The organism is Archangium gephyra (assembly GCF_042230915.1).
Lineage (GTDB): Bacteria > Myxococcota > Myxococcia > Myxococcales > Myxococcaceae > Archangium > Archangium gephyra_B.
The window spans coordinates 3,293,698-3,316,024 of the sequence record NZ_CP102578.1 but is presented as its reverse complement, the minus strand read 5'-3'; the positions used below and the strand labels follow the sequence as shown (position 1 = coordinate 3,316,024).

Genomic DNA, 22,327 nt, shown 5'->3' with positions numbered 1-22,327 from the left:
GTCACTCCAGGCCGCGAGCGGCCAGTTCCTGATCGTCCTCGCCCCGAAGGTGCCCCACTTCGTGGAGCAGCGTTACCTTTATCTGCTCGCGCAGCTCCTCCCGGGTGCGCACCGCCCGGGCCAGGTTGAGGCGGTAGAGGGCCACCGAGCGGCAGGGCGTCTCCGTGCCGTCACAGGGCTCGCTCAGCGGCGGGCCCCGGAAGAGGCCGAGGATGGCGGGGGACAGGGGCGGCTCGCCGGAGAGCAGGTCCTCCTCCGCGGGCAGCTCCTCGGCGCGCACCGGCACCCCCGTCAAATCCCTGCGCATGTCCTCGGGCAGGGCCGCCACCGCGCGGGTCACCTCCTCGCGGAACTCGGCCTCGGTGGGGGTGGGCGGCCTGGGGAAGTCCTCCGGCGAGAGGGTGCGGGCCTTGTCGAAGTGCTCCTGCGCCAGCTTCCACTTGCCCTGGCGCTCCAGCAGCAGCCCGAGGTGGTAGTGCGCGTGCGCCCCGCGCTGCGGATCCTCCTGCAGGGTGGCGAAGGCGGCCCGGGCCTCGGAGAAGCGGCACAGCTCGAAGAGGGCCAGGGCCTTCTCGTAGGCGGCCTCGCGGTTGTCCGGCTCGCGCGCCAGGACGAGCTGGGCGCGCTGGAGCGCCTCGGCGGCCTGCCCCAGGTCGTTGAGCGCCATGGCGGCCACCAGGGCGAAGCGGGGCAGCAGCTCCGGCGCCACGTCCGGCTGGGACAGCCCCCGCTCGGCGTAGAGGGCCCCCAACTCGTCGTACTCGCGGCTGGAGGGCAGCTGCACGGCGTAGAGGTGCGCCGCGCCGAGCAGGGCGTCCGGCTGGCCCGGCTCGAGCGCCAGCGCCCGGGCATAGGCCACCTGCGCCTCGGCCGTGCGTTGGAGGGCGGCCAGCGCCTCGCCCCGCGCCGAATGGGCGGCGGCCGAGTCCGGCTCCAGTGCCGAGGCCTGGGCCGCGCAGGAGAGCGCCTCCGGGTACTTGCCGCCGTCGAGGTAGTCCAGCGCCGCGGTGAGCGGACTGGCGCCCCGGGCCCGGCACGGAGGAAGGGGCTCGGGCATGGGGGCGGCGGCGGGCACGGGCGCCGGCGCCGAGGCCACCGGGGCGGTGCCCGCGTCGGCAACGGCCGGAGCGGACGTGGGAGCCATCCACTGGCAGGAACCGAGGAGAAGGAAGCAGAGGGCGAACGGACCGCGCCGGGACATGGGGGGCCGAAGGCTACGGCATCACCCGCGGTACGGGAAGGTGTCTGCTGCCTGCCCGCCTGGCCCCCACGGCGTCCCCCGCAAAGCGGCGGGGCCCGCCATCGCCGCGCGGCGAGGACGGGCCCCGGAGCAACCCCCACCCCTGGCCTACAGCTCCGAGGGGAGGCAGGTGTCCTTGCCGCCCGCGGCGTCATGCCGGCACGTGTGCAGCGAACGCGAGACGGGCAGCTCGTAGATGTACTGCAGCACGTCCCGGTCGGACGAGACCTGCACGCCGGTGGCCTGCGCCTTGCCGGGCTCGAAGAAGTTGACGCCGTAGACCACCTGGCCCGACTTCGAGACCTGGACGCTCATGGCCGGCTCCGGAGGAGGCGCCAGCACGGAGCGGTTCTGGTAGCGCGCGAAGGTGGTGCCCTCGAGGAAGCCCGCCGCGCAGTTGGGCGCGCCCGTGACGAAGTCCGCCTGGAAGAGCCGGGCCAGGTTCGCGTTCGAGCTGGCGCAGGCTCCGGCCGAGGACGGGCCGGGGTACATGGAGTTCCACAGGGTGCAGCTGGAGAGCACCGCCGCGCCGCTGGCCGTCTTGTGGGGCAGGCCCTCGTACTCGTAGAACCAGCCGAAGCCGTCCGCGCTCGCCACCGCCTTCGGCGCGCACGTCTTGCCCGTCTCGCACGAGCAGTTGCCCAGGGCATCACACTTCACGTTCGTCACGTTGGTGAGATCGCCCGAGCCCAGGCTGCCGCCGGTGTCCGTCAGCCGCCGCGAGTCGTAGTCCGCGGCCTTGTTCTTCGAGGTGCCCGAGGAGTTCTCGTCGAACATGCGCTCCGGAACGCCGCCATAGGCCCAGACGCCGTAGAAGCGGTTCTTGCCGAGCGTGCTCGGGGTGGCCGACGCGCTCAGGTCCAGGTCGTTCATGTTCAGCGTGTTGCCCGGGTCGCTCACCCGGCAGTCGTACACGCCCGCCGAGTCCTGGCCGCACTGCACCTTGGTGCGGGCGAACTCGTAGCTGGCCTTGCTCCCTCCGCTGGGCGCGGGGCAGGAGTTGGCCTGGCGGTACTCGAACTCGGCCTTCAGGCGGTCCGTATCACCCGCCGAGCCGCAGAAGTCGGAAGAGCTCGTCGCCTCGGACTTGAAGGGCGTGTAGTGGCCCTCCGAGTAGACGCGGTCCGCCCACTCGTTGCTCAGCCACTGGAAGTCCGAGTCGTTGCGCGTCAGCTTGTAGGTGGTCTTCGTCGAGCCGCACCCCAGCCGGGAGCACGCCTGCGGGTTGTCGAAGCGGCACGTGCCGGCGCCGTTGTCGAGCAGCTGGTAGCGGTTGCCCGAGCCGATGAAGGCGCGCAGGGCCCGGTTCTCCGACTGCAACGCCAGGGACGTCAGGTAGTAGAAGGGCGCGCGGCTGGCGATGCTCTGCTCATTGCCCCCGTTCACCCCCTTGCGGTCCATGGTGAAGGTGCGCGCACCGCTCCAGTTGCCAATGAGCTTCGTGGACGCATCGCGCGCCCCCGGCTCGTGGAAGCGCAGGGTCCAGATCTGCCCGCCCAGGTCACCCACCACCGCGGTGTCGAAGAAGCCGTCGAAGCGCACCTTGGTGTTGGAGCCGTAGTCCGCCATGGCCACGGGCGCCGCGAAGCCGTACAGCATGTGCTTGCGCGGATCCGCGGTACTGGCGAAGGAGTCCGAGTACTCCCACTTCCACAGCAGGTTGTCGCGGCGTTCCGGCACGGTGCCGTTCCACACGTCCACCATGTAGATGCCGCGCCCCTTCTCGTTGCCGGGCGACCAGCCACCGGACAGCACCGCCACCCAGCGCTCGACGCTCAGCAGCTTCTTGTCCTCGTGGCGCGCCAGTCCCGTGTCGGACTGGAGCAGCACGGGGCCGATGGGCGGCGGCTTGGGGCTCAGGCTCATCAGCGTCTTGCCGAAGCGCAGGGCCTCGTCCGTGCACGGCTGCGGGAACATCCAGCGGAAGCTGGGCGCCGTCTTCGCCGCGGCGGCCAGGCTGCCATTCCACTGCAGCTCCAGCGCGAAGTAGTGCGTGCCACCCCGGCCCTCGGCCACCACGGCCACCGTGTGGTACTCCTCCATCTGCTTCTTGCCGTCGCCGTTCTCGTCCGCCCAGATGTCGCGGACCATGATGTCGCCGTCGACGTAGTAGGCGTGGCCCTGCAGCATGTCCTGCAGCCGCGACAGCAGATCCGCCGGGATGAAGCCCCACACCTCCTTGCCTCCGGTGGCCGCATCGCTGGGGTACGTCACCTCGCAGTTCGCGTCCTCCTGGCCCTGGCCATCGCTGAAGGCGTGCAGCATGCCGTCGTTGGCCCCCACCAGGATGAGGCGCTCGCGCTTGCGGTGGAGGAAGTGCCAGGCGTCATAGGCATCGCGCTGGGTCTCCGTGGCGTCCTTGCAGGAGGCGGGTTGCTTGTAGTTGATGAGCTCCGTGGACTCCACGCCCGTGCGCTGCTTGGTGGCGTAGAGCGTGCTCACGCACTGGTTGCTGATGCCGATGTCGCACAGGAACTTGTCCACCGGCGGATCCACCACCACCGGCGACGAGTGGAAGATGTCGCCCAGCACCGACGGCCGCGTGTCGTCGCGCTTGCCATTGCCGTTCTCGTCGAACAGGTCCTGCCCGCGCACGTACTGCACGACGAGCGCCGCGCACAGCAGATCGTACGCGTCCTGGGTCGCCGGCGTGGACGGAACGCCCGAGAGGCCATAAGGGGCCAACATCGTCACCAGCCCCGGGAGATCCAGCGCGGACGTCATCTTCATCTTCTCGAGGATGAGGCCCGGCTTGTAGGTGGTGAGCAGGCCGGTGGGGCACAGGGGCGCGCCGCTCACCGCCAGGTACTGGCGCAGCTTGCTCATGTTGGCGAGTTTGAACTCGACGACCTCGTCCTTCTCGGTCATCAGCCCGTCCTTCGACCCGCCGCTGTTGTTGTCCGTCACCGTCCAGATGCTGCGCTGATTGTGGCCGCGCTCCTGCAGCTTCTTGTTCGCCTCCCAGAACTCATCGGGCGCCCCGCCATAGGAGGGAGTGCCACCGGGGCCGCCGGTGGGAGAGAGCACCTTGCGGTACTCGCTCGAGCTGTCCTCGGCGACGAGCGTGCCCGTCTTGTCCACGAGGAGCACGTCGGTGCGGTCACCGTCGCCGTTCTTGTCCTGGTCCTCGACGAACTCGTTGAACTGCTCGAAGCGGTAGAGCTTGCCCGACCAGCCGCCGTTCTTGGCGGGCGTCATGCGCGGGATGATGGCCGTGGCCGACACGCTCTGCGTCTGCAGGGTGTTGACGGCCGCGGAGGAGAAGGCGGTGTTGCGCGAGTTGATGTCCTCCAGGATGGTGAGCATCACGCGCTTGAGCTCGCTGGTGCTCCGGGCCGGGAAGAACTTGCCGCCGCCCAGCCGCGCCGTCTCCTGCAGGAGCTTGCTGTCCTCCACGTCCTCGGAGAAACCGATGGTGTAGGTGGCCACGCGCTGCTGGCCCTCCATGTCGAAGCGCAGATCCTTCTCCCACATCATCTTGGCCACCTTGTGCAGCTGGCTGGCGGAGCAGCCGTCGCAAGGCGTGGGGTCATTGAGGATGGCGTCGGGCAGCTTGACCACCTTGCCCTCCGAGGAGGGCTCGCCGTCCGTCAGCATGATGACGGCGTTGAAGCCGCACTCGAAGCACACGCCGTCGGCGGCGGCGAAGTTGGTGCTCGTCGGATGGGTGCCCAGGTAGGTGGTGTAGGGCGTGGGCGTGCCCTTGGACTGGAAGAAGTAGCCGGCCGAGTAGAGCGCGTCGGCGAGCGGGGTGTTGCAGCCATCCCAGTCCAGGCCGTTGCTGTTGTTCTCGTTGACGTTGGTCAGGTCGTTGAGGACGGAGTTGCGGTTGTTCTCCACCGAGCTGCTGTCCAGCGGGTAGGACTTGGCGCAGGTGGGGCCCATGGGCTGCTGGATGCAGAGGCACTGGGTGCTGGTGCCCTCCTTCTTGCCCCAGCACGTCTTGGCGGCGCGGGTCTGGAAGCCCAGCACGCCGAAGCGCACCTCGCGCAGGTCGCGGATGACGTCCGCCATCACCTTGACGGCGCCCGAGTCACGCGGCGCGTAGAAGTTGAGGAAGTTGCCTTTCACCCGCCGGGTGCTGCTGTTGTAGACGTAGTAGCCCCGGGTATCCAGGCAGCTGCGGCACGTGGTCTGGTCCGAGGAGCTGATGCCGGAGATGGACGAGCACGCGTTGGTGGTGTCCGCCCAGATGTTGGTGTTCTTCGGGGCGTTGCCGAAGATGACGCCGTACCCTTCCGACGGGGCCTCGTAGTAGCTGTTGTTGGCGAACCAGTCGTTGGACTGGCTGCTCAGGCCCGTCCACAGCCGGGGGTACTGCTCGGTGCTGCTGTACCCCAGCCCGTTGAGGAAGGAGCTGGAGCAGCCCTTGGTGGTGGGCCAGGACTTCGGCCACGAGTGCATCGAGCCCGAGGTGTCGATGACGAAGAGGATGTTGGGAGGCCCACCCGGGCGCGAGAAGAACTTCTCGTCGCTGCCCTTGGCCGGGTTCATCAGGGCGTCCAGACGGGACGTGGTGGGCAGGCAGCAGGCCGCCTGATCGATGGCGGACGCGGTATCCGCCCGGAGCAGCACCACGACGAGAGCAACGAGGCTGAGCGTCAACTTGCGGAACATGGCGCCTGTCCTCACAGACCGTAACGGAAGAGGAATTCGACTTCGGACTCGCGGCCCGCGTTCTCGTGGCACTTGACCACCACGCGGTAGTACTTGCCGCCCAGGGTGCCGCCAGAGTCGGTCACCGTATTGGCGATGTCCCGGGCCTGCTTCGTCGCCTCGCCCATGGACACCGCGTTGACGGACACCACCGTGCTCTGGGCCTCGTCCACGCCGTAGTGGCCCGTCATCATCTTCGAGCGGGCGTTCGGGTCCGGGTCATCGATGAGCGTGGTGTCGAGGATCTGCAGCTCGCTGGTGGCGCGGAACAGCTTCAGGCGCGACAGCAAATGGCGGCGTGCCGCGTCCGCACAGGCGCCCACGCGATCACCCCGCAGCTTCTCGGCCGTGGCCTCGCGGTTGTAGTTGGTGAACTGGATGGCGCCCCCCACCAGCACCGTCAGGACGGCGATGGCGATGAGGGTCAACATCAGGGCGTTGCCGCGCGGGGCTCTCTTCCTGAGGTGCATGTTGGTCAGCCTCCCCACACGTTGGAGCCGGGGTGGAGGTCCCCCACCGGCGGGTTGAAACCGGAGCGCGACAGCAGGTTGGGCACGCGCACGGTCGTGGTCATGTTGGTCCGGTAGAAGCCATCCGGAGGGTTGGACTCCTTCGAGTCCTCCAGGTCCTGGCGCTCGAAGGCGCGGCGCCCGCTGGGCTCGCGGCTCGTCGAGCGCAGTGCGAGCGTCAGGCGCACCGCGCGGATGTTGGCCGGGTGGCGCGAGTAGCGGATGGCCGCATCGTAGGGATCCTTGTACTGGGGCTCCGGCTTGAGCGGATCCCTCGGCTCCGGGAAGCGGTCCTTGTCCGCGCTGCCCACGTCGCCCAGCACCCAGTTGGGCTCCGCGGAGGAGACGTCCACCGGCGGCAGCAGCGCGTTGGGCCCGTCCTGCGGCGGCCGGTTCATCAGGTAGGCCACCTGGAAGGACTCCACGTCCGCGGCCAGCGGGACGGCGGTGTCAAGGTTCAGCTCGTCCAGCCCCTGGAAGGCCATGAGGAAGGGGCGGCCGCCCTGGTCCATGATGCGCAGGCGGATCTCATGCAGCAGCATGACGTAGGGCGCATCCAGCGCCCCCGTCTTGGTCAGGCACGGCTCATCCGAGGGGATGGAGGACAGCGCCGAGTCCACCGTGAAGTTGGCGGACGAATTGAGGCCCTTGGCCACCCCGCCCGTGTTGACCTTGAGCACCAGGTACTTCTTGCCGTTGCTGCACGACACGATGAGGCGCTGGCCCGCCTGCAGATCCACCCCGAACGTGCTCGACTCCAGCTGGAGGCCCCCCCCGCCCATGAAGCGCCCCCGGCGCAGGAACGCCGCGTCCCGGTAGCGGAAGGCCAGGTCGTCCGTGACGGAGTTGGGCACCCCCTTGGCGAACACCAGGGTGTGGTTGGACTTGTTCTGCCCGGGGAGCACCGCGGCGTTGAAGTCGAAGGCGAAGCGCGGATCAATGCCGTAGCCGGCCAGGCGCACCCGCTGCTCGATGAACTGCGTCGCCGTGCGCAGGCCCTCCACCGACACCTTGATGCGAGACTCGGTCTGGTAGGAGCCCTGGATGCCCACGAAGGACGCGGCCACCGCGGCGAGGATGATGGTGGTCGTCACCGTGCCCACCAGCAACTCGAGCAGCGTGACGCCGCGCGGTGCGAGGGCCTGGGAGTTTCTCGATGGGGCCATAACCGCTCAGATCTCGACGTAGGTTTCGTTGCCGAACGGGCCCGAGTCGTAGAAGCCAAAGTTCTGACGCACGAACCGGCGCTTGCCCAACTCCTCCCACGATACCACGACCGTCACCTGGTTCACGTTGACGCCCGTGGCCTCGTCCTCCACGTCGATGACCACCAGGATGCGCCGGTAGTGGGCCAGGTCCGAGGCCCCATAGTTGGGCAGCAGGCGCACGGACGGCGCCGCCGTCTTCTCATAGGCATCCAGGTCGAAGATGCAGCTGACCCGCCACTTCTCGCCCTTGGTGGGCTCCAGCGTCTCCATGCCTCCGGCGAGCGCCCGCACCTCGTCGCTCGGGTTGCACTTCTGGCCGACGAGCAGCCCGGGCCGGTCCGCCGTGCCGATCACCCGCGCCCAGCCCAGGGTGTCCAGCGCCACGCGCGCCTGCGAGGCGATGCCCGAGGCGCGGGTGGCGTGGTTGGCCATGATGTTCTGCCGGCTCGCCACCAGGATGCCCTGGAAGATGCCCACCAGGCCGATGAGCAGGACCATGGAGGCGGTCATCCCCTCGATGAGCGACACCCCACGGCGGGCGGCACGGTTGCGGCGGACGGGGCGGCGGGAAGTGGAGTCCACGGCAGATCCTCCCAACTGGAGCTAGTACACGCTGTAGGCCGCCATGTAGCCAGAGGGGCCAGAGATGGCGAACAGCTGTTGTTTGCGGCCCTCGAGACTGCGCAGGGCCATGGAATGGTTGGTGGCCGAGGCGTAATCGCCCTCGCCGCTGACGAAGCGCGCGCTGCCATCCGGGAAGAAGCCGATGGCACCGGCCTGGGCCGCCGCCACCGAGCAGAAGCTGCACGTCTGCGCCTTGAGCGTCTGGAAGGGCGCGCTGAACAGGCCCTCGCGTCCGGGCGTCAGCGTCTCGAAGCGCACCTTCTTGTTGTAGTCCTCGAGGAAGTACACCGCCGACACGAGGTCCTTGCCGCCCACCACGCTCTTCTGGAGCTTCAGCGAGAAGAGATTGATGGGGGTGCGCACGTAGACGCTGTCGTAATCCTCCACCACGCTGAACGCGCCCAGGCCCCCCGTCAGCCCCTTGCGGTTGGCCGTCGGATAGAGCACCACCCACACCGGGTAGCCACGGGACACCGCCCGCGTGCGCGCCGACATCATCGCGCCCTGGAAATCGAAGGCCGCGTTCTGCAGCGCCCCACGCCGTCCCACCGCGTCGAAGGCCACCACCGCCAGCCCCGTCAGCACGCCCAGGATGGCCAGCACGATCAGCACCTCGATGAGCGTGAAGCCCCGCTCTCGTCGTTCGTGCCTTGCTGGATTCGCGTGGTTCATCATTCCGGCGACTCTTTAACGGAGAACAGATTACCCAGGGTTACATAGAAAGCAAAGAATTCTTAACCCACTGAAAGCCGGGGGGCCTGGAACAAAGCCGCTCCCTGGCATCGGGCCCCTCCAGGAGAGAGGATCCCTCAACGCCCCGAGTAGAAGCAAACCGGCCCACCCAGAAGAAAGGCTCACAGGAAAACCCGAGTACGTCCATTCTCGGGCAAGCCACCGCCCGGCGGCCCGCCCCCTCGGAGCGCTCCGGCTCCGCACGGCCCCCGGGCTTGCGACCTTGCTGGAAAAGTGGGGGCTGGCGGTTCACAGCCAGGACGCCAAGCAAGCGCCAGGCCGCCTGCCAACCCCCTGAAAGCACGAGTGTCCGGTAACGATCACCGCACGCATTGCGGCCCGAAAGCTCGCAAATTTTGCGAGGTCCGCAAAATGTAGCGCGTCAGGATTAACCAGACAGCTCAGACAGGATTTCCAGCCAGGCGGATCGGGCGCGCGGGAGCTCCCCGGCCTTGAAGCTGATGGCGGCCACCACCGGGTGCCCCCCGCCGCCATAGCGCGAGGCGATGGCGGCCAGGTCGTGCCGCCGCTCCTGGGGACGCCACGGGTTGGAGCCGAGCGACACCTTGGCGCGCGAGGGGCCCTGCCCTACCCAGAGGGTGTAGCGGGCCTCGGGGTAGAGGGCGTAGGCGATGAACTTGTTGAGGCTGTCCACGCCCTCGTCCGCCAAGTCGAAGGAGACGACGCCGTTCTCGTAGCGGGCCTTGGCGCGCACCAGCTCGATGTGCTGGCGGTGGCGCTCGAGCAGCGGCGCGAGCGGCGTGGCGATGAGGGGCGAGGCGGCGAGGGCGGCCAGCGAGTCCGTCTGCATCCGCTCGATGACCTGGGGGATGAGCGCCGGATCCTTGTTGGCCTCGAGCACCGTCATGATGCGCAAGGCGGGCTCCTCCAGCGCCACGGCCATCTCCGGGTTGGGGAAGAGCGCACCGTCGATGAGCTCCGCCCAGTGCAGCAGCTCGCCCATGGGCGAGGGATCCCACCCGAAGCGCTCGCGCGCCACGTCCGCCAGGTACACGGTGCAGCTCTTGCGGTGCGCGTCGTGGAACTTGTGCCCGCTGGTGTCGGCGCGGAAATGGGCCTCGTCGCCGGGCTGCTGGAAGGCGGAGACGTGGTGGTCGAACCACCAGGTGAGCCGCGCGTCCTGGCTGTAGCGGAAGTCGACGATGACGTTCTCGTCCCCGGTGAAGACGGCCGGATCGATGGCCGCGCCCCCCGCCTGGTGGGACAGGCCGCGGTAGCTGAAGCGGGCGTCCGGACGCACGCGCTCGCGATAGAAGCGGGTGAAGACCGCCGCGCTCGCGGCCCCGTCGAAGCAGCTGTCGTGGAAGAGAACCTGGACGTTCATGCGGCTGGCCTTACCTGACTCCCGTGTCAGATGTGTACGAAAAGCCTCAACGAAACGAGGCATTCCCCCACGGAAGATTGAACGAAGTTTGGAATCCCTCCCCGGGGTCCGAGGCAACTGGTGACTGCAAGTCCCTGATTCTCCATGGGAGGCAGGCGGACGAGCCCCTGGCACGCCGCATGCTACTGCTACAGGGTTGATCAGCCCGATCAACCCACGCGCGGCAGGTGGGAGGACACCATGGCCAAGACGGCGACACGCAAGAGCGGTTCGGTCCAACGGCAGGGACGCCGGGCGATGCCCATGCCCCGGAGGACCACCCGCCGCAAGGCGGCTCCGGCGCTGCTCACCCTGGGGGAGCTCATCGCGGCGGCCTACGACACGGCCGGCGGAGAGAGCTTCGAGGTGCTCAAGCTCGTCACCTCGCCGCAGATGACCCGGGTGCTGGGCCGGCGCATCGTCCTGGAGGGCTGAGCCTCCCCCATACGGAGGCCCTCAGGGCACGTCCGCGATGGAGATGTACTGCTTGTCGGTGGGCTCGCCCGCGAGCAGCTTGCCGAAGTCCCCGGCGTTGTTGGGGTGCACGAGGAAGGTGCCCGCGGGCGTCTCCATGCGCACCGGCTCCGCTACCGCCTGCACGTCCCCCGCGGGGCCGCCGCTCCCGGCGACGGGCTCGGAGCGGGTGGACGGCGGCGACGCAACGGTCGCGCAACCCGTCAGGGCCAGCAGGCAGAGCGCGGCGTGGAGCTTCATCCAGGGACTCCCCAGGGCAGGCACGGCCCGCGAGGCGCGGACCGGGGGCGCCTGGGTACGTCGCTTTGCCGTGGGAGGCAAGTCCCCGGCCTCGGACCGCGGCCGAGTGTACACAGGACAACGCCCGCGCCCCGTGGCTTCCGGGACGCGGGCGCCGGGCCCTGCTACCGCGGCTGCCAGCGCGGGCGGTGGTCGTCGCCGCGGTTGCTCTGGATGCCGCTCCAGGTGTGGGTGATGACGCCTCCCACCTTGAGCGAGGCCGCGTCCGTGGCCGCGGGGTTGATGCGCTGCACCAGCAGCTTGCCGCCGGAGAGGTACGCGATGAATTGCCCATCCGGAGAGAACGAGGGCAGCGTCGCCACGGACGCCAACTCCATCTCCGCTTCCTGCGGCGCGCCATTGGCGTCGATGCGCCGGACGTAGATGACGTTGGCCTGCTTGCCCTGGCAGTTGGTCCCACCCGAGCACAGGGAGGCCTCACCCACGGCGGGCTTGAAGTAGTAGACGCGGACATAGGCGACGTGCGTGCCGTCCGGCGCCCAGGTGTGGTTGGCGATGAACGAGTTGAGCTGGCCCAGGGGAACCGCGATGTCCGTGGGGCTCGGCGCCGCGACGGACTGGGGAGCCGGCGTCCCCGTGGCGGCGGGGTTGAAGGTGAAGAGCTCGGTGAGCGGCGTGGCCACCCCCCCAATCGTCTCCGTGGCGCCCTTGGCATCGAGGTAGAGCAGGACGCCATTGGCCTTGTTGTGCAGCGGCTGCTCGCTGGTGAGGGCCGGGCCCGTCACCGCGCTCCCCGCCCCACTGAGGGGCTTGGTGTTCAGGCCGAGGCTGTTCACGCTGTAGACGAAGCTGTTGCCGTCCGCCGCCCACGAGGGGAAGACGCCCTCGGTGGTGGCCGTCTGCACCGTGCCCGTGCCCGTGCCGGCGATGACCGAGATGCCCGAGATGTCCTCGCCGCTTCCCGCCTTCGTCACCGTGCTCCAGGCGAGCGAGGCCGAGGGCTCCCACTCCAGGTGGCGGAAGTCGATGGTGCCGCCCGCGTTGGCGCCGGTGGTGAGCTCGGTCACCTGCCCCGCCGCGAGCGGGATGTTCCGCGTGACGAGCGCCACGGTGGAGCCGGTCCCCTCCTGCACGAAGGCCACCGCGGTGCCGTCCTTGTTCCACCGCGGGAAGCGGCTCCCGCCCGTGGTGCTCTCACTGAGCTTCGTCGCCGCGGAGGTACCGGTGGCCGGCTCGGAGCCGGGCGTCTTGTAGCGCACCACCACCGCATCGGTCGTGGCACCGGTCCCGGCCACCGTCACCGCGATGTGGAGCGGCTGGCACGTCCTGGCGCCCGTGGCCCCCTCGCAGGTCAGGCCCGCCATGCAGCTGTCGGTGGCCGTGCAGCCCGCGCCCTCGGCGAGGGTCATCGTGCCCGCGTCCGGCTCCGTGCCGGCATCCGTCCCCGTGCCGGCGTCCGGCTCCGTGCCGGCATCCGTCCCCGTGCCCGCGTCCGGCTCCGTGCCCGCGTCCGCGCCCGGCTCGGAAGGGCTGTCCTGGGATTCGCATTTGTTGTCGCGGCAGACCCACTCCTTGCCTTCGCCCGGCTCTCCCTTCTTGCTACGGCAATCGATCCGATCGACGCACTCCTCAGCACAGCCCGTCGCCACCATCATCAGCGCGCTCACGAGCGCACCGAAGACAACACGCTTGGTCATATGGACCCTCCGAAACCACCGCGTGCGTATAGGCTGGCTCCCGGGCCTCCGGGGGCTGAGCCGGGCACCCACATCGCGGCCGTTGTCGCGGGCTGAACGACGCACGAACGAAGTGCCACCGGACCTTTCCGATGATTGACACCCACTGCCATCTCGACGCGGCGCGTTTCGAGCCGGACCGGGACGAGGTGCTCGCCCGCGCCTGGGCCGCCGGACTGCACGGCATCCTCATCCCCGGGGTGGGCCCGGACAACTGGGAGCCCCTGCTGGCCATGTCCCGCGCCGAGCCGCGCCTCCAGGTGGGGCTCGGCATCCACCCCCAACTGCTCCCGGACCTCCCTCCCGAGCAGGACGAGGCGCACCTCGAGCGCCTGGACGCGCTGCTGGGCCAGGGAGGCGCCATCGCCGTGGGCGAGTGCGGGCTGGATGGGCCCTCGGCGGCGGGCGCGCCCCTGGAGCGGCAGGTGGCGGTGCTGCGGCGGCACCTGGCGCTCGCGCGCAAGCACGGCCTGCCCGTGCTGATGCACTGCTTCCGCGCGCACCCCGCCCTCATCGAGCTCTTCAAGCAGGAGCCCCTGCCCGAGGCCGGCGTGTTGATGCACAGCTACGGCGGGGGCGTGGACCTGGCGCGCTTCTACATCCAGAAGGGCTGCCACTTCTCCTTCGCGGGCCCCGTCACCTGGGCCGAGGCGCGCAAGCCGCTGGACGCCCTGCGCGTCATCCCCCCGGACCGGTTGATGGTGGAGACGGATGCCCCGGACCAGGCCCCCACGCCCCACCGGGGGCAGCGCTCGGAGCCCGGCTACCTGCCGCGCATCATCGAGGGCATGGCCCGGGTGCTGGGAGAGCCGGTGGAGGTGCTTGCCCAGCGGACGACCGAGAACGCCCGCCGGTTGTTCCGGGAAGCCTTTCCCCTGCCTTCGCGGTAGGGAGGCGGTCGCGCTATAGAGGCCCTTCATGAATCCGCAGCCCACTCCCCCGGAAGCCGTCCCCGCCGCCACTGGCACCCCCGCTCCCTCGGAGCCCAAGCCCTTCAAGCTGCACCGGCGCTTCGACCGCACCGGCCGCCTGCTCGGAGACCCGGCGATGGAGCGCCTGGCGAAGTCCCGGGTGATCGTGTTCGGCCTGGGGGGCGTGGGCAGCTACGCCGCCGAGGGCCTCGTGCGCAGCGGGGTCGGCCACCTCACGCTGGTGGACTTCGACACCGTGTGTGTCACCAACGGCAACCGCCAGCTGCACGCCACCGCGAAGACGGTGGGCAAGCCCAAGGCGGAGCTGATGGCGCAGCGCTGCAAGGAGATCAACCCCGATGCCCAGGTGCAGGGCGTGCGCGAGTTCTACCGCGACGAGCTGGCCGACCAGATGCTCGCCCCGGGCAGCTACGACTACGTGGTGGACGCCATCGACAACGTGAAGGCCAAGCTGCACCTGCTGCACCGGTGCGTCAGCCTGGGCATTCCCGTGGTGAGCTCCATGGGCGCCGCGGCCCGCCTGGATCCCACCGCCATCCGCGTGGAGGACCTGTGCGAGACGCACATGGATCCCTTCGCCAAGGACATCCGCAAGCTGCTCAAGCGCAAGTACGGCGTGCCCACCGAGCGGCCCACGGGCATCACCGCCGTGTACTCCATCGAGCAACGGCGCCAGCCCCTGTCCCTGCGCTACGACGCGGACGACGGCTTCTCGTGCGTGTGCCCCAACGACAACGACTTCCACAGCTGCGAGCACCGCAACCAGATCGACGGCAGCGTCGCCTTCGTCACCTCCGTGTTCGGCATGAACGCGGCCGGGGTCGTGGTGCGCCGCCTGTCGCAGGGACGCTAAGCGTCCCGGGCGCCAAACACAGACCAGCACGCTTCGTTGCGCAGCCGCTGGTCATCAAGCACGAGCTCCCGGATTTCATCGGGAAGCTGTTGGCGCTGCCAGTGGCACTCCTGACGACCGGCTTGTTCACGCTCGTCTTCAGGAGCCGCGGCTTGCGCGGCCCTGATTGCATATGCCGCCGCGCCCAACTCATGAGCTGCCACATGCGCGACTGCCACCGCCTGGCCGGCCGCGAGGGCCGCGAACTTCGCCGCACCGGAAACCCCTCTCCCCGCGGCGTTGGCGACAAAGGCCGCCTGATGGGCCTGGCGCATGGGAATTTCGCCCCGTGTCCAGGCGTGAATCAGCTCAATTGCCTGACGCGGACGTTCATCGCCTGGTCGTGCTTCTTCAAAGAAATGCAATACATGCTCCGCGCAAGCGGCCGCCCAGAGCGCGAGCAGGCGGTGATGGGCGTCGCTCAGGGTACCGCCACGACGAATGGTGATGAATCTTGGATCGCGCGGCTGGGTAAGAATCATGGTGCGTGGCTCTCCCGACTTTGGATATCAATAGAATCAGGAAGGCGGTGCGCCCGCGCAAGGACGGCTTCGAGGTGCTCCTCGGGTACTGGGCGATGGAAAATGGGGCCGCGGTCGACGCGCTCGAGTCGTGGTTCATCTCCTTCAAGGGCACCACGCGCCGGCTGGGACGCTTTCCCATGACTCTCTCCCTCGAGCTGGACCCCGGCCAGACCATGGTCCTGGGGCCGGACGGCGCCGTCTTCGCCCAGACGAGGGGGGTGAACGCGTCCATCATGCGGATGAAGCTCGGCGAGGAGCAGTGGCACTCCATCTGGCAGTCGGGCCAGTACGAGCGGGCCGTCATGGGCTTCTTCACGCGGGAGACACCCCAGGGGCGGTGACTTCGCCTACACGGACGCGGCCTCAGGTCCAGGGCGTGGGGGCCGGAGGCGTCGCGGCGCCCTGGGGCCTGGCCACGAAGAGCAGCAACGAACCCGCGGTCATGTGGACGTAGCCAAAGGCCCCGTAAACGAACCCGAACCCCTCGGTGGGCAGGGCCCTGGCCGTGCCGAGTGTGTCCAGGATCTCCCTGGACACCAGCAGGTCGTCGAGGTTCGCGTCATGGCAGATCATGCTGTTGACCGGTCCCTGGACGGGCTGGGGATAGCTGGCGACCGAGAACCTCTTCTTCTGCGGATCCCGAGGGTTGGGGACCTGCTCCAGGGCCATGACGATGCCGTTGACCAGTGACGGGGCGACGTCATGGGCGTAGCACACCATCACGTAGTAAAGATCCGGGTCTTGAGTTGCCTGCCGCTGCACTGCCAACTGGCGATAGCTCTCGGACAGCATGTGAGTTCCTCCTGCAAGGGATTGCCAGTTGCAGGACGAACTCCCCAGGGAATTGTGAATGGCGTCCGTGCCGGGACACGGGGCCAGCGCGAGAGCGGAGTCTCAGCCCTCGGCGATCAGGCCACCTTCGCCGCCGCCGCCTCGCGTCCACACGGGCGGCGGAAGGCGCAGCGGGTGCACGCCGTCAGGTTCTCCGTCTGCGGGAAGGCGGACTCGTCCTTGGGCGTGTTGCTGGCCGGGTCCGCCAGCAGCTCGCGCATCCGCGCCACGCTCTGCGCGAAGCGGGCCTTGAAGCCCTCCACCGCGTTGGCATCCACCTGCACCTGATGCTCCACCCCGTCGTTCAGGTACACCAACGACGCGCGCACCTTCTCCATCGGCAGCCGGTAGCGCTGGGACACATACAGCCCGTAACCCAGCACCTGCTCGTCATACCCCTCGCGCGCCTTGCCCGTCTTCCAGTCCACCACCACCGGCGAGCCGTCCGCGTCCACGTAGGCGAAGTCGGGGATGGCGAACACCTTCACCCCGTCCATCACGAAGGTGGAGAAGTCAGCCCCCGCGTCCACCTCCAGCCACTGCGCGGGCTTCAGCCCCCGGGCCAGCTCCGGCCAGCGCGAGCTGAAGAACCACGCCAGCGCCGAGCGCACCGTCTCCCAGTTCTGCTTCCACGCCTCGTCCGTCACCGGCTCGTCGTACTCGTGCTCCACCAGGCCGGAGAACGTCTTGCGGTACTTCTGCGACCAGTACGACTTGCCCCGCGAATAGCGGAAATCGTCCTGCATCAGCTTGCGCGCCCGCGCCTCCACCTTCTCCGGCTCCACCGCGCGCCCCGCGCGGATGTCCAGCAGCGCGTCCTTGATGGCGTCGTGCACCACGCTGCCCGCCCAGGCGTAGCGGTTGCCCAGCTTCTTGAGCACGTACAGCTCCCGCACCTCCTTCGGCGCGCCCGACTCCCAGCCGCCCCAGGAGCGGTAGTAGTAGAGGTAGTAGGCCCTCAGGCATTCCTGGAGCTTTTCGTGCCGGCTCTTGGACCAGGAGAAATCGTTGGCGAAGGAGGTGCGCCGCATGGGAGGCCGCGCATCCTAGACGGTGGCTCGCTGAAGTCGAAAGAGGGACAGGCGTGCAGGCACCCCCCAGCAGGTCCTTTTCCCCCTCCGGCGAGCCGCTAAGGTGCCGCGCCTCATGGCCAACAAAGCTTTCCAGGGGAAGGTGGTCCTCATCACCGGCGCCTCCAGCGGCATCGGCCGCGCCGCCGCCACCGCCTACGCCGCCCAGGGCGCCCACCTCGTGCTCGCCGCCCGCCGCGAGTCCCAGCTCCAGGACGCCGCGCGCGAAGTGGAAGCACTCGGCGTGCGGGCGCTCCCTGTGCGCTGCGATGTCACCGTGGAGGAGGAGGTACACCGTCTCATACGCGAGACGGAGGCCGCCTTCGGCGGGCTGGACATCCTCGTCAACAACGCGGGGCTCGGGCTCTACGGCCCCGTCGAGGGCTTCAGCGAGGCGCAGCTGCGCCAGGTCTTCGAGATCAACTTCTTCGGCCTGGTGCGCGTCACCCGCGCCGCCCTGCCCCTGCTGCGCAAGCGCGCGCCCGGCTCGCAGGTCATCAACGTCAGCTCCGTGCTGGGCCACCGGGGCCTGCCGCTGCTCGGCGGCTACGGCGCCTCCAAGGCCGCGGTGAACCTCCTCACCGAGTCCCTGCGCGCCGAGCTCGCCGCCGAGGGCATCTCCGTGCTGCTCGTCTCCCCCGGCCTCACCGAGACGGAGTTCCGCGACGCCCGCCTCAACGCCGAGGGCTGGAAGCAGGACGCCATCCCCTTGAACGCGATGAGCTCCGCCGCCGTGGCCACCGCCATGGTGCGCGCCAGCCGAAGCAAACGCCGCGAGACGGTGCTCACCCTGCCCGGCCGCGTCATGGTGCTCGCCAACCGGTGGGTCCCCGCGCTCTTCGACCGCGTGGCCCGCCGCATCGTCAATGCCGCCAAGGCGCCATGAGCCCCCCACGCAAACGCAAGGCGTCCTCCCCCTCGCCCCTCGTCGAGCCCGCGCGCCGCGAGTCCCTGCGCGCCTCGCTGCTCGCATGGTACGACCGGCAGAAGCGCGACCTGCCCTGGCGCCGCACGAGAGACCCGTACGCCATCTGGCTCAGCGAGGTCATGCTGCAGCAGACGCAGGTGGCCACCGTCATCCCCTACTGGGAGCGCTTCCTCCAGCGCTTCCCCACGGTGGAGGCGCTCGCCGCCGCGCCGCTGCCGGACGTGCTCGCCGGGTGGCGGGGGCTCGGCTACTACTCGCGCGCGCGCAACCTGCACCGCGCCGCCCAGGAGGTGGTGGCCCGCTTCGGCGGCAAGCTGCCCTCCACCGCCGCCGAGCTGCTCACCCTCCCCGGCTTCGGCCGCTACACCTCGGGCGCCGTGGCCTCGATCGCCTTCGGTGAGCCCGCGCCCCTGGTGGATGGCAACGTGGCCCGCGTCCTCTCGCGCCTCTTCGAGGTGGAGGGCGCCCCCGGAGACCGCGCCCGCGAGGCCCGGCTGTGGGAGCTCGCCACCGCGCTCGTCCCCGGCGAGCGGCCCGGCGACTTCAACCAGGCCCTCATGGAGCACGGCGCCACCGTGTGCCGCCCGGAGAATCCCCTGTGTCTGCTGTGCCCCGTGCGCGAGGAGTGTCTCGCGTACCGCCATGGCCGCGTGGACGAGCTGCCCCCCGCCAAGGTGCGCGCCGCCCCCAAGCGCATGACGCTCGCGGTGGCCGTCTGGTCCCACGAGGGCCGGCTGCTGCTCGCCCGGCGCGCGGAGAAAGGCCTCTTCGGCGGACTCTGGGAGCTGCCCGCCGCCGAGGTGCAGGACGACACGACCGATCCGGATTCCGCCGCGAAGCTGGCCGAGGCGCTCGGCGCGGCCGTCACCGTGCGGGGCCACCTCGGCACCGTGCGCCGGCAGCTCACCCACCGCTCCCTCTCGCTCCGGCTGCTGCGCGTGACGGGACAGCAGCACCCCACCCACGCCCCCGCCTTCCGCGAGCTGCGCTGGTGCACCCCCGACGAGGCCTCCTCGCTCGGCATGAGCACCGCCATGCACAAGGCGCTCGAGGCCGCTGTCACCGCGGGTGCGCTTCGCGAGTGAGGAGCGTCCGTTAGAGGACAGGCCCCGGTCCGCCATGTCGCTCCGGCAACGGAGGGACGCGGGGCCAATTTCCCTCTCCGGGCCAGGTGCCGATGCTGCGGGCCGCAGTCTTCCTTATGTAGCTGGAGGAGAGCCCCGCATGGCACGTACGCACTCCAAGACGTCCCACAACACGCCGACCCAGCAGATGCCGGAGAGCACGGCACGCAATGCCGTGGCCTCCCATCGCACCAGCCCCACCCACGAGCAGATCGCCAAGCGCGCTTATGAGATCTTCCTCGCGCGCGGCGCCGACCACGGCCGTCACGAGGACGACTGGGCCCAGGCCGAGCGCGAGCTGAAGCTCGGGCGCTGAACGCTCCGAGGAACTCGGCGGTAGACCCCCAGGCCAGCGCTCCCAGAGCGCGAGGAGGCTGCGTCCGCAAATGCCTTCCGCGCCGGGGAGCCAGCCCGTGGGCGAGCCGCCTTCCCTGGCCCCCGCTCAGCGGAAGTATTCGGGGTACTCCCGGAGCACCTTCGACAGGTTCTCCCTGATCCTGTTCAGGTCCTCCTCGGTGAAGTGGGCTCCGACCAGCAATTCCAGCTTCAAGGAATCGAGGAGCCCGGCACAGGTCATTGCCCGCGACTGCTGCTGCGCGCTCTTGAGCTGTCCGTTCGTCCCGGCGGACACCGTCCCGATGCCGGTGAGTACGGCAATCCACAGGCACATCTTCCGCCACGCCTCCGGAAGCTCCGTCTTGGGCTCCGTCCCCGTGACGGCCTTGGTGACGCCCTTCGCGGGCCCGCCGCCCGCCGCGACGACCCCAGCGAAGAGGGAGCCCATGCCGCCGAAAATCACGGCGATGAGGAGCAAGACGGTATTGAGCTTGCGATAACGGCGTGCGGCAGCATTGACCCTGATCAGGTGCTCATCCACGACGTTGCGAACGGTTTCGCGCCCCTCTTCCAGCTCAGCCATCCATCCCTCCACACCCCAGGCCAGGTTCTGGCACGGGCCCACGTCGCACTCGTGATGGAGGGGAATGTGAGGAGGGGGGAGTCCCGCGACCATGGCCCGAGCGGGACAAGCGTGGGTTCACCGCCGAGCAGAAACCCGGCAACACGGGGACGAACGGGAAACCAACAGGCTCCCGGACGCTCCGAAGAGAAGGCGGACAAGGCCCTGGAGCCCATGCCACCAACGGAAGGGGAGCGGCCAACGAGCCCACTCCGCGGCTTTCCCAGGCGGGGTGGGGGTTCAGCTGGCGTACGGGGGTCTCGAGGCGGAGGGCTCGGCCACCAGCGCCTCCTGGAGCCGCCGCTGCGCGCCCTTGAGCTGTTCGAGCACCCGCTCGGCGTCCACCACCGTGCGCATCGCCAGGCCACACGCCGGCGTCAGCAGCACCTGCGAGCCCACCCGCTCGAACGCGTGGCCCGGTGGCAACGCCGCCTTCAGCGACACCTCCACCGCGTCCACCAGCTCCTCCACCGCGTAGGTGGACGCCAGATCCGTGGGGATGATGCCCAGGCTCAGCGTCGCCCCCGAGTCCAGGAAGCGTGAGAACGCCCCCGACTCCTCCAGCACCGCGTCCAGCGACAGCCGCACGTCCAGCGACAGCATGTCCAGCCCCGCGTCCAGCAGGCTCGCCCAGTCCGTGTTGCCGCAGCAGTGCACGCCCACCAGCGCGCCCTCACGCTGCAGCGCCACCACCAGCAGCCGCAGCTCCTGCATCGCCAGCAGGTGCCTCGGGTTGGAGCGCTCGAAGGCGAACAGGCCCGGCTCGTCCAGGAAGAAGAGCGGCGTCGTCCCCGCCCGCCGCAGCGCCTTCACCATCGCCAGCGAGCGCGCCAGCACCAGCCGGAAGATGGCCTCGTCCAGCCCCGGCACGTCCAGCGTCGCGTGCCCCTCGCTCGTGCGCGCCACCGAGCGCACCGTGAAGGGGCCCGCCAGCTGCGCCTTCGCGAAGGCCAGCTTCCGGTTCTCCACCTCCCAGAGGAACGGCCTCCAGGCCCGGCAGTTGTCCAGCGAGGGCTCGAAGGCCTCCAGCCCTCCCGAGGACAGCGCCGCCTCCAGCCGCGCCAGGAAGTCCGCCCGCCCCGCCTCCCACGCCCCCAGCTCCACCGTGCACATGCCCTCGTCGTCCCACCGCAGGCCCGGCAACCCCTCGAGCGCCTGCGGAATCATGAACTCCGAGGGCCTGCCCACCGGCAGCTGCGGCAGGAAGGGAATGTCCAGCGCGAGCGCGGCCTGCAGGCCCATCTCGAGCTGGGTGTGCGGAAGACTGCCAATGCCCGTGGTGGCACAGGTGGGCAGCAGCTGGATGGCCCGGCGGATGTTCGGCGCGCTCATGACTCCCAGTGTACCCGGAGTCGGGTAGCCTGCCGCGCCCATGCTCGAGCTTCCTCCCCTTCCTCCCTCGCTCCACGCCTGGCACGAGCGCCTCGAGTCCGCCGCCGCTGCCTGCCTCCTCTTCTCCGCCCGGGACGCGGACGACCCCGCGCTGCCCGGGTGCCGCTATGGAGGACACCCGCTCGTCCCACCGGGCACGGCGTGGCCCCGCTCGCCCCGGGGCCCGCTCGTCTTCGTGGGCCAGCTGGATTTCGCCGAGCTCGCCGCGTGCCGGGGCGACGCCCTGCCCCACCTGCCCCGCGACGGCGTCCTCGCCCTCTTCTACGACGCGCAGGAGCAACGCTGGGGCAACAACCCCAAGGACAGCGAGTACTGGAAGCTCCTCTGGACGCCCCGCAGCGCCGAGGCCGTGCCGCTCGCGCCCCCGAAGGAGCTGGAGGACGCGGGCCTGGCCTTCGACCTGCCCCTGCGGTTGGAGCCGCGGCTCGGCGTCTGCCTGCCGGACCCCTGGGACCGCCGCGCTCCTCTGCCCGCGGACGAGTGGGGCCCGCAGCAGGCGGACGACTACGCCGTGCTGCGCGAGCGGCTCACCGGCGGCCCGCACGCGCACCAGGTGGAGGGCCATCCCTGGTGGATACAAAACGACGCGCGGCTGGAGGCGCAGCTCGTCACCCACGGCCTGTACGGCGGCGGCTCGCGCGGCTTCGACTCCCCCGAGGCGCGGCGGCTCGAGCCCGGTGCCAACGCCTGGCGCCTGCTGTGGCAGATCGGCTCGGATGACCAGACCGGCTTCACGTGGGGGGACGGGGGCAACCTCTACCTCCTCCTCCGCGAGCAGGACCTGCGCGCCTGCCGGTTCGACCGGGCCTGGCTCGGCCTGCAGTGCAGGTAGGGTCCAGGGGGCCTACCGCTGCCGCCTGCTTGCTGGTGGAA

Annotated in this window: 22 protein-coding genes; 8 read left to right on the top strand and 14 right to left on the bottom strand. The window is 69.7% G+C overall.

What is annotated here, in order from left to right:
- Nucleotide 1: 1 nt before the first annotated feature.
- From NR798_RS13375 to NR798_RS13345, 7 genes are all read right to left on the bottom strand, one after another.
- Nucleotides 2–1,144: a metallopeptidase family protein gene (locus NR798_RS13375; protein ID WP_375771849.1), complete on the bottom strand. Its 1,143-nt coding sequence runs from the start codon at nt 1,142–1,144 to the stop codon at nt 2–4.
- A gap of 204 nt (nt 1,145–1,348) precedes the next feature.
- Nucleotides 1,349–5,857, bottom strand: a complete 4,509-nt coding sequence (locus NR798_RS13370) for a PilC/PilY family type IV pilus protein (RefSeq protein WP_375771848.1) — start codon at nt 5,855–5,857, stop codon at nt 1,349–1,351.
- 11 nt (nt 5,858–5,868) lie between these two features.
- Nucleotides 5,869–6,366: a hypothetical protein gene (locus tag NR798_RS13365; protein ID WP_375771847.1), complete on the bottom strand. Its 498-nt coding sequence runs from the start codon at nt 6,364–6,366 to the stop codon at nt 5,869–5,871.
- A gap of 5 nt (nt 6,367–6,371) precedes the next feature.
- A complete protein-coding gene (locus NR798_RS13360) occupies nt 6,372–7,571 on the bottom strand; it encodes a PilW family protein (RefSeq protein ID WP_375771846.1) in 1,200 nt (399 codons plus the stop codon).
- A gap of 6 nt (nt 7,572–7,577) precedes the next feature.
- Nucleotides 7,578–8,195 carry a hypothetical protein gene (locus tag NR798_RS13355; protein ID WP_375771845.1) on the bottom strand — a complete coding sequence of 206 codons (618 nt, stop codon included), beginning with the start codon at nt 8,193–8,195 and terminating at the stop codon, nt 7,578–7,580.
- A 21-nt stretch (nt 8,196–8,216) separates the two neighbouring features.
- A complete protein-coding gene (locus NR798_RS13350) occupies nt 8,217–8,912 on the bottom strand; it encodes a Tfp pilus assembly protein FimT/FimU (RefSeq protein WP_375771844.1) in 696 nt (231 codons plus the stop codon).
- 445 nt (nt 8,913–9,357) lie between these two features.
- Nucleotides 9,358–10,314 (bottom strand): hypothetical protein, encoded by a 957-nt coding sequence (locus tag NR798_RS13345; protein ID WP_375771843.1) that lies wholly within the window; start codon nt 10,312–10,314, stop codon nt 9,358–9,360.
- Nucleotides 10,315–10,554: 240 nt separating this feature from the next.
- Here NR798_RS13345 and NR798_RS13340 point away from each other — a divergent pair, with 240 nt between their 5' ends.
- Nucleotides 10,555–10,788, top strand: a complete 234-nt coding sequence (locus NR798_RS13340) for a hypothetical protein (protein WP_375771842.1) — start codon at nt 10,555–10,557, stop codon at nt 10,786–10,788.
- A 21-nt stretch (nt 10,789–10,809) separates the two neighbouring features.
- Here the strand turns inward: NR798_RS13340 and NR798_RS13335 are convergent, their stop codons facing one another.
- Both NR798_RS13335 and NR798_RS13330 read right to left on the bottom strand, forming a co-directional pair.
- On the bottom strand, nt 10,810–11,067 hold the full coding sequence (locus NR798_RS13335; protein ID WP_375771841.1) for a hypothetical protein: 258 nt from the start codon (nt 11,065–11,067) through the stop codon (nt 10,810–10,812).
- Nucleotides 11,068–11,231: 164 nt separating this feature from the next.
- Complete coding sequence (locus tag NR798_RS13330; protein ID WP_375771840.1) at nt 11,232–12,764, bottom strand: hypothetical protein; 1,533 nt, start codon at nt 12,762–12,764, stop codon at nt 11,232–11,234.
- Nucleotides 12,765–12,895: 131 nt separating this feature from the next.
- Between NR798_RS13330 and NR798_RS13325 the strand changes: the two genes are divergently transcribed.
- Both NR798_RS13325 and NR798_RS13320 read left to right on the top strand, forming a co-directional pair.
- Complete coding sequence (locus tag NR798_RS13325; RefSeq protein WP_375771839.1) at nt 12,896–13,693, top strand: TatD family hydrolase; 798 nt, start codon at nt 12,896–12,898, stop codon at nt 13,691–13,693.
- Nucleotides 13,694–13,721: 28 nt separating this feature from the next.
- Nucleotides 13,722–14,588, top strand: coding sequence for a ThiF family adenylyltransferase (locus tag NR798_RS13320; protein ID WP_375771838.1), 867 nt, complete (start codon nt 13,722–13,724; stop codon nt 14,586–14,588).
- Here NR798_RS13320 and NR798_RS13315 read toward each other — a convergent pair.
- Nucleotides 14,585–15,109 carry a putative immunity protein gene (locus tag NR798_RS13315; RefSeq protein WP_375771837.1) on the bottom strand — a complete coding sequence of 175 codons (525 nt, stop codon included), beginning with the start codon at nt 15,107–15,109 and terminating at the stop codon, nt 14,585–14,587. The two genes, NR798_RS13320 and NR798_RS13315, sit on opposite strands and share 4 nt — an antisense overlap.
- A gap of 47 nt (nt 15,110–15,156) precedes the next feature.
- Between NR798_RS13315 and NR798_RS13310 the strand changes: the two genes are divergently transcribed.
- Complete coding sequence (locus NR798_RS13310; protein WP_375771836.1) at nt 15,157–15,492, top strand: hypothetical protein; 336 nt, start codon at nt 15,157–15,159, stop codon at nt 15,490–15,492.
- Nucleotides 15,493–15,514: 22 nt separating this feature from the next.
- On the opposite strand, the gene NR798_RS13305 is transcribed toward NR798_RS13310, so the two are convergent.
- Together NR798_RS13305 and NR798_RS13300 are read right to left on the bottom strand one after the other, a co-directional pair.
- Nucleotides 15,515–15,943: a hypothetical protein gene (locus tag NR798_RS13305; RefSeq protein WP_375771835.1), complete on the bottom strand. Its 429-nt coding sequence runs from the start codon at nt 15,941–15,943 to the stop codon at nt 15,515–15,517.
- A 116-nt stretch (nt 15,944–16,059) separates the two neighbouring features.
- Nucleotides 16,060–17,013 (bottom strand): PD-(D/E)XK nuclease family protein, encoded by a 954-nt coding sequence (locus NR798_RS13300; RefSeq protein WP_375771834.1) that lies wholly within the window; start codon nt 17,011–17,013, stop codon nt 16,060–16,062.
- Nucleotides 17,014–17,128: 115 nt separating this feature from the next.
- On the opposite strand from NR798_RS13300, the gene NR798_RS13295 reads away from it, so the two are divergent.
- The 3 genes from NR798_RS13295 to NR798_RS13285 all read left to right on the top strand — a co-directional run bounded on the left by NR798_RS13295 (nt 17,129) and on the right by NR798_RS13285 (nt 19,420).
- A complete protein-coding gene (locus NR798_RS13295; RefSeq protein ID WP_375771833.1) occupies nt 17,129–17,938 on the top strand; it encodes an SDR family oxidoreductase in 810 nt (269 codons plus the stop codon).
- The gene (gene mutY, locus NR798_RS13290) at nt 17,935–19,065 is read left to right on the top strand and encodes an A/G-specific adenine glycosylase (RefSeq protein WP_375771832.1); all 1,131 of its coding nucleotides are present in this window, start codon (nt 17,935–17,937) and stop codon (nt 19,063–19,065) included. The genes NR798_RS13295 and mutY overlap by 4 nt, the downstream gene beginning before the upstream one ends.
- Nucleotides 19,066–19,204: 139 nt before the next feature.
- Nucleotides 19,205–19,420, top strand: coding sequence for a DUF2934 domain-containing protein (locus NR798_RS13285; RefSeq protein ID WP_375771831.1), 216 nt, complete (start codon nt 19,205–19,207; stop codon nt 19,418–19,420).
- 126 nt (nt 19,421–19,546) lie between these two features.
- Here the strand turns inward: NR798_RS13285 and NR798_RS13280 are convergent, their stop codons facing one another.
- Nucleotides 19,547–20,023 (bottom strand): hypothetical protein, encoded by a 477-nt coding sequence (locus NR798_RS13280; protein WP_375771830.1) that lies wholly within the window; start codon nt 20,021–20,023, stop codon nt 19,547–19,549.
- A gap of 279 nt (nt 20,024–20,302) precedes the next feature.
- Nucleotides 20,303–21,394, bottom strand: a complete 1,092-nt coding sequence (locus NR798_RS13275; RefSeq protein WP_375771829.1) for a hypothetical protein — start codon at nt 21,392–21,394, stop codon at nt 20,303–20,305.
- A 40-nt stretch (nt 21,395–21,434) separates the two neighbouring features.
- Here NR798_RS13275 and NR798_RS13270 point away from each other — a divergent pair, with 40 nt between their 5' ends.
- A complete protein-coding gene (locus NR798_RS13270) occupies nt 21,435–22,286 on the top strand; it encodes a YwqG family protein (protein WP_375771828.1) in 852 nt (283 codons plus the stop codon).
- Nucleotides 22,287–22,327 lie beyond the last annotated feature (41 nt).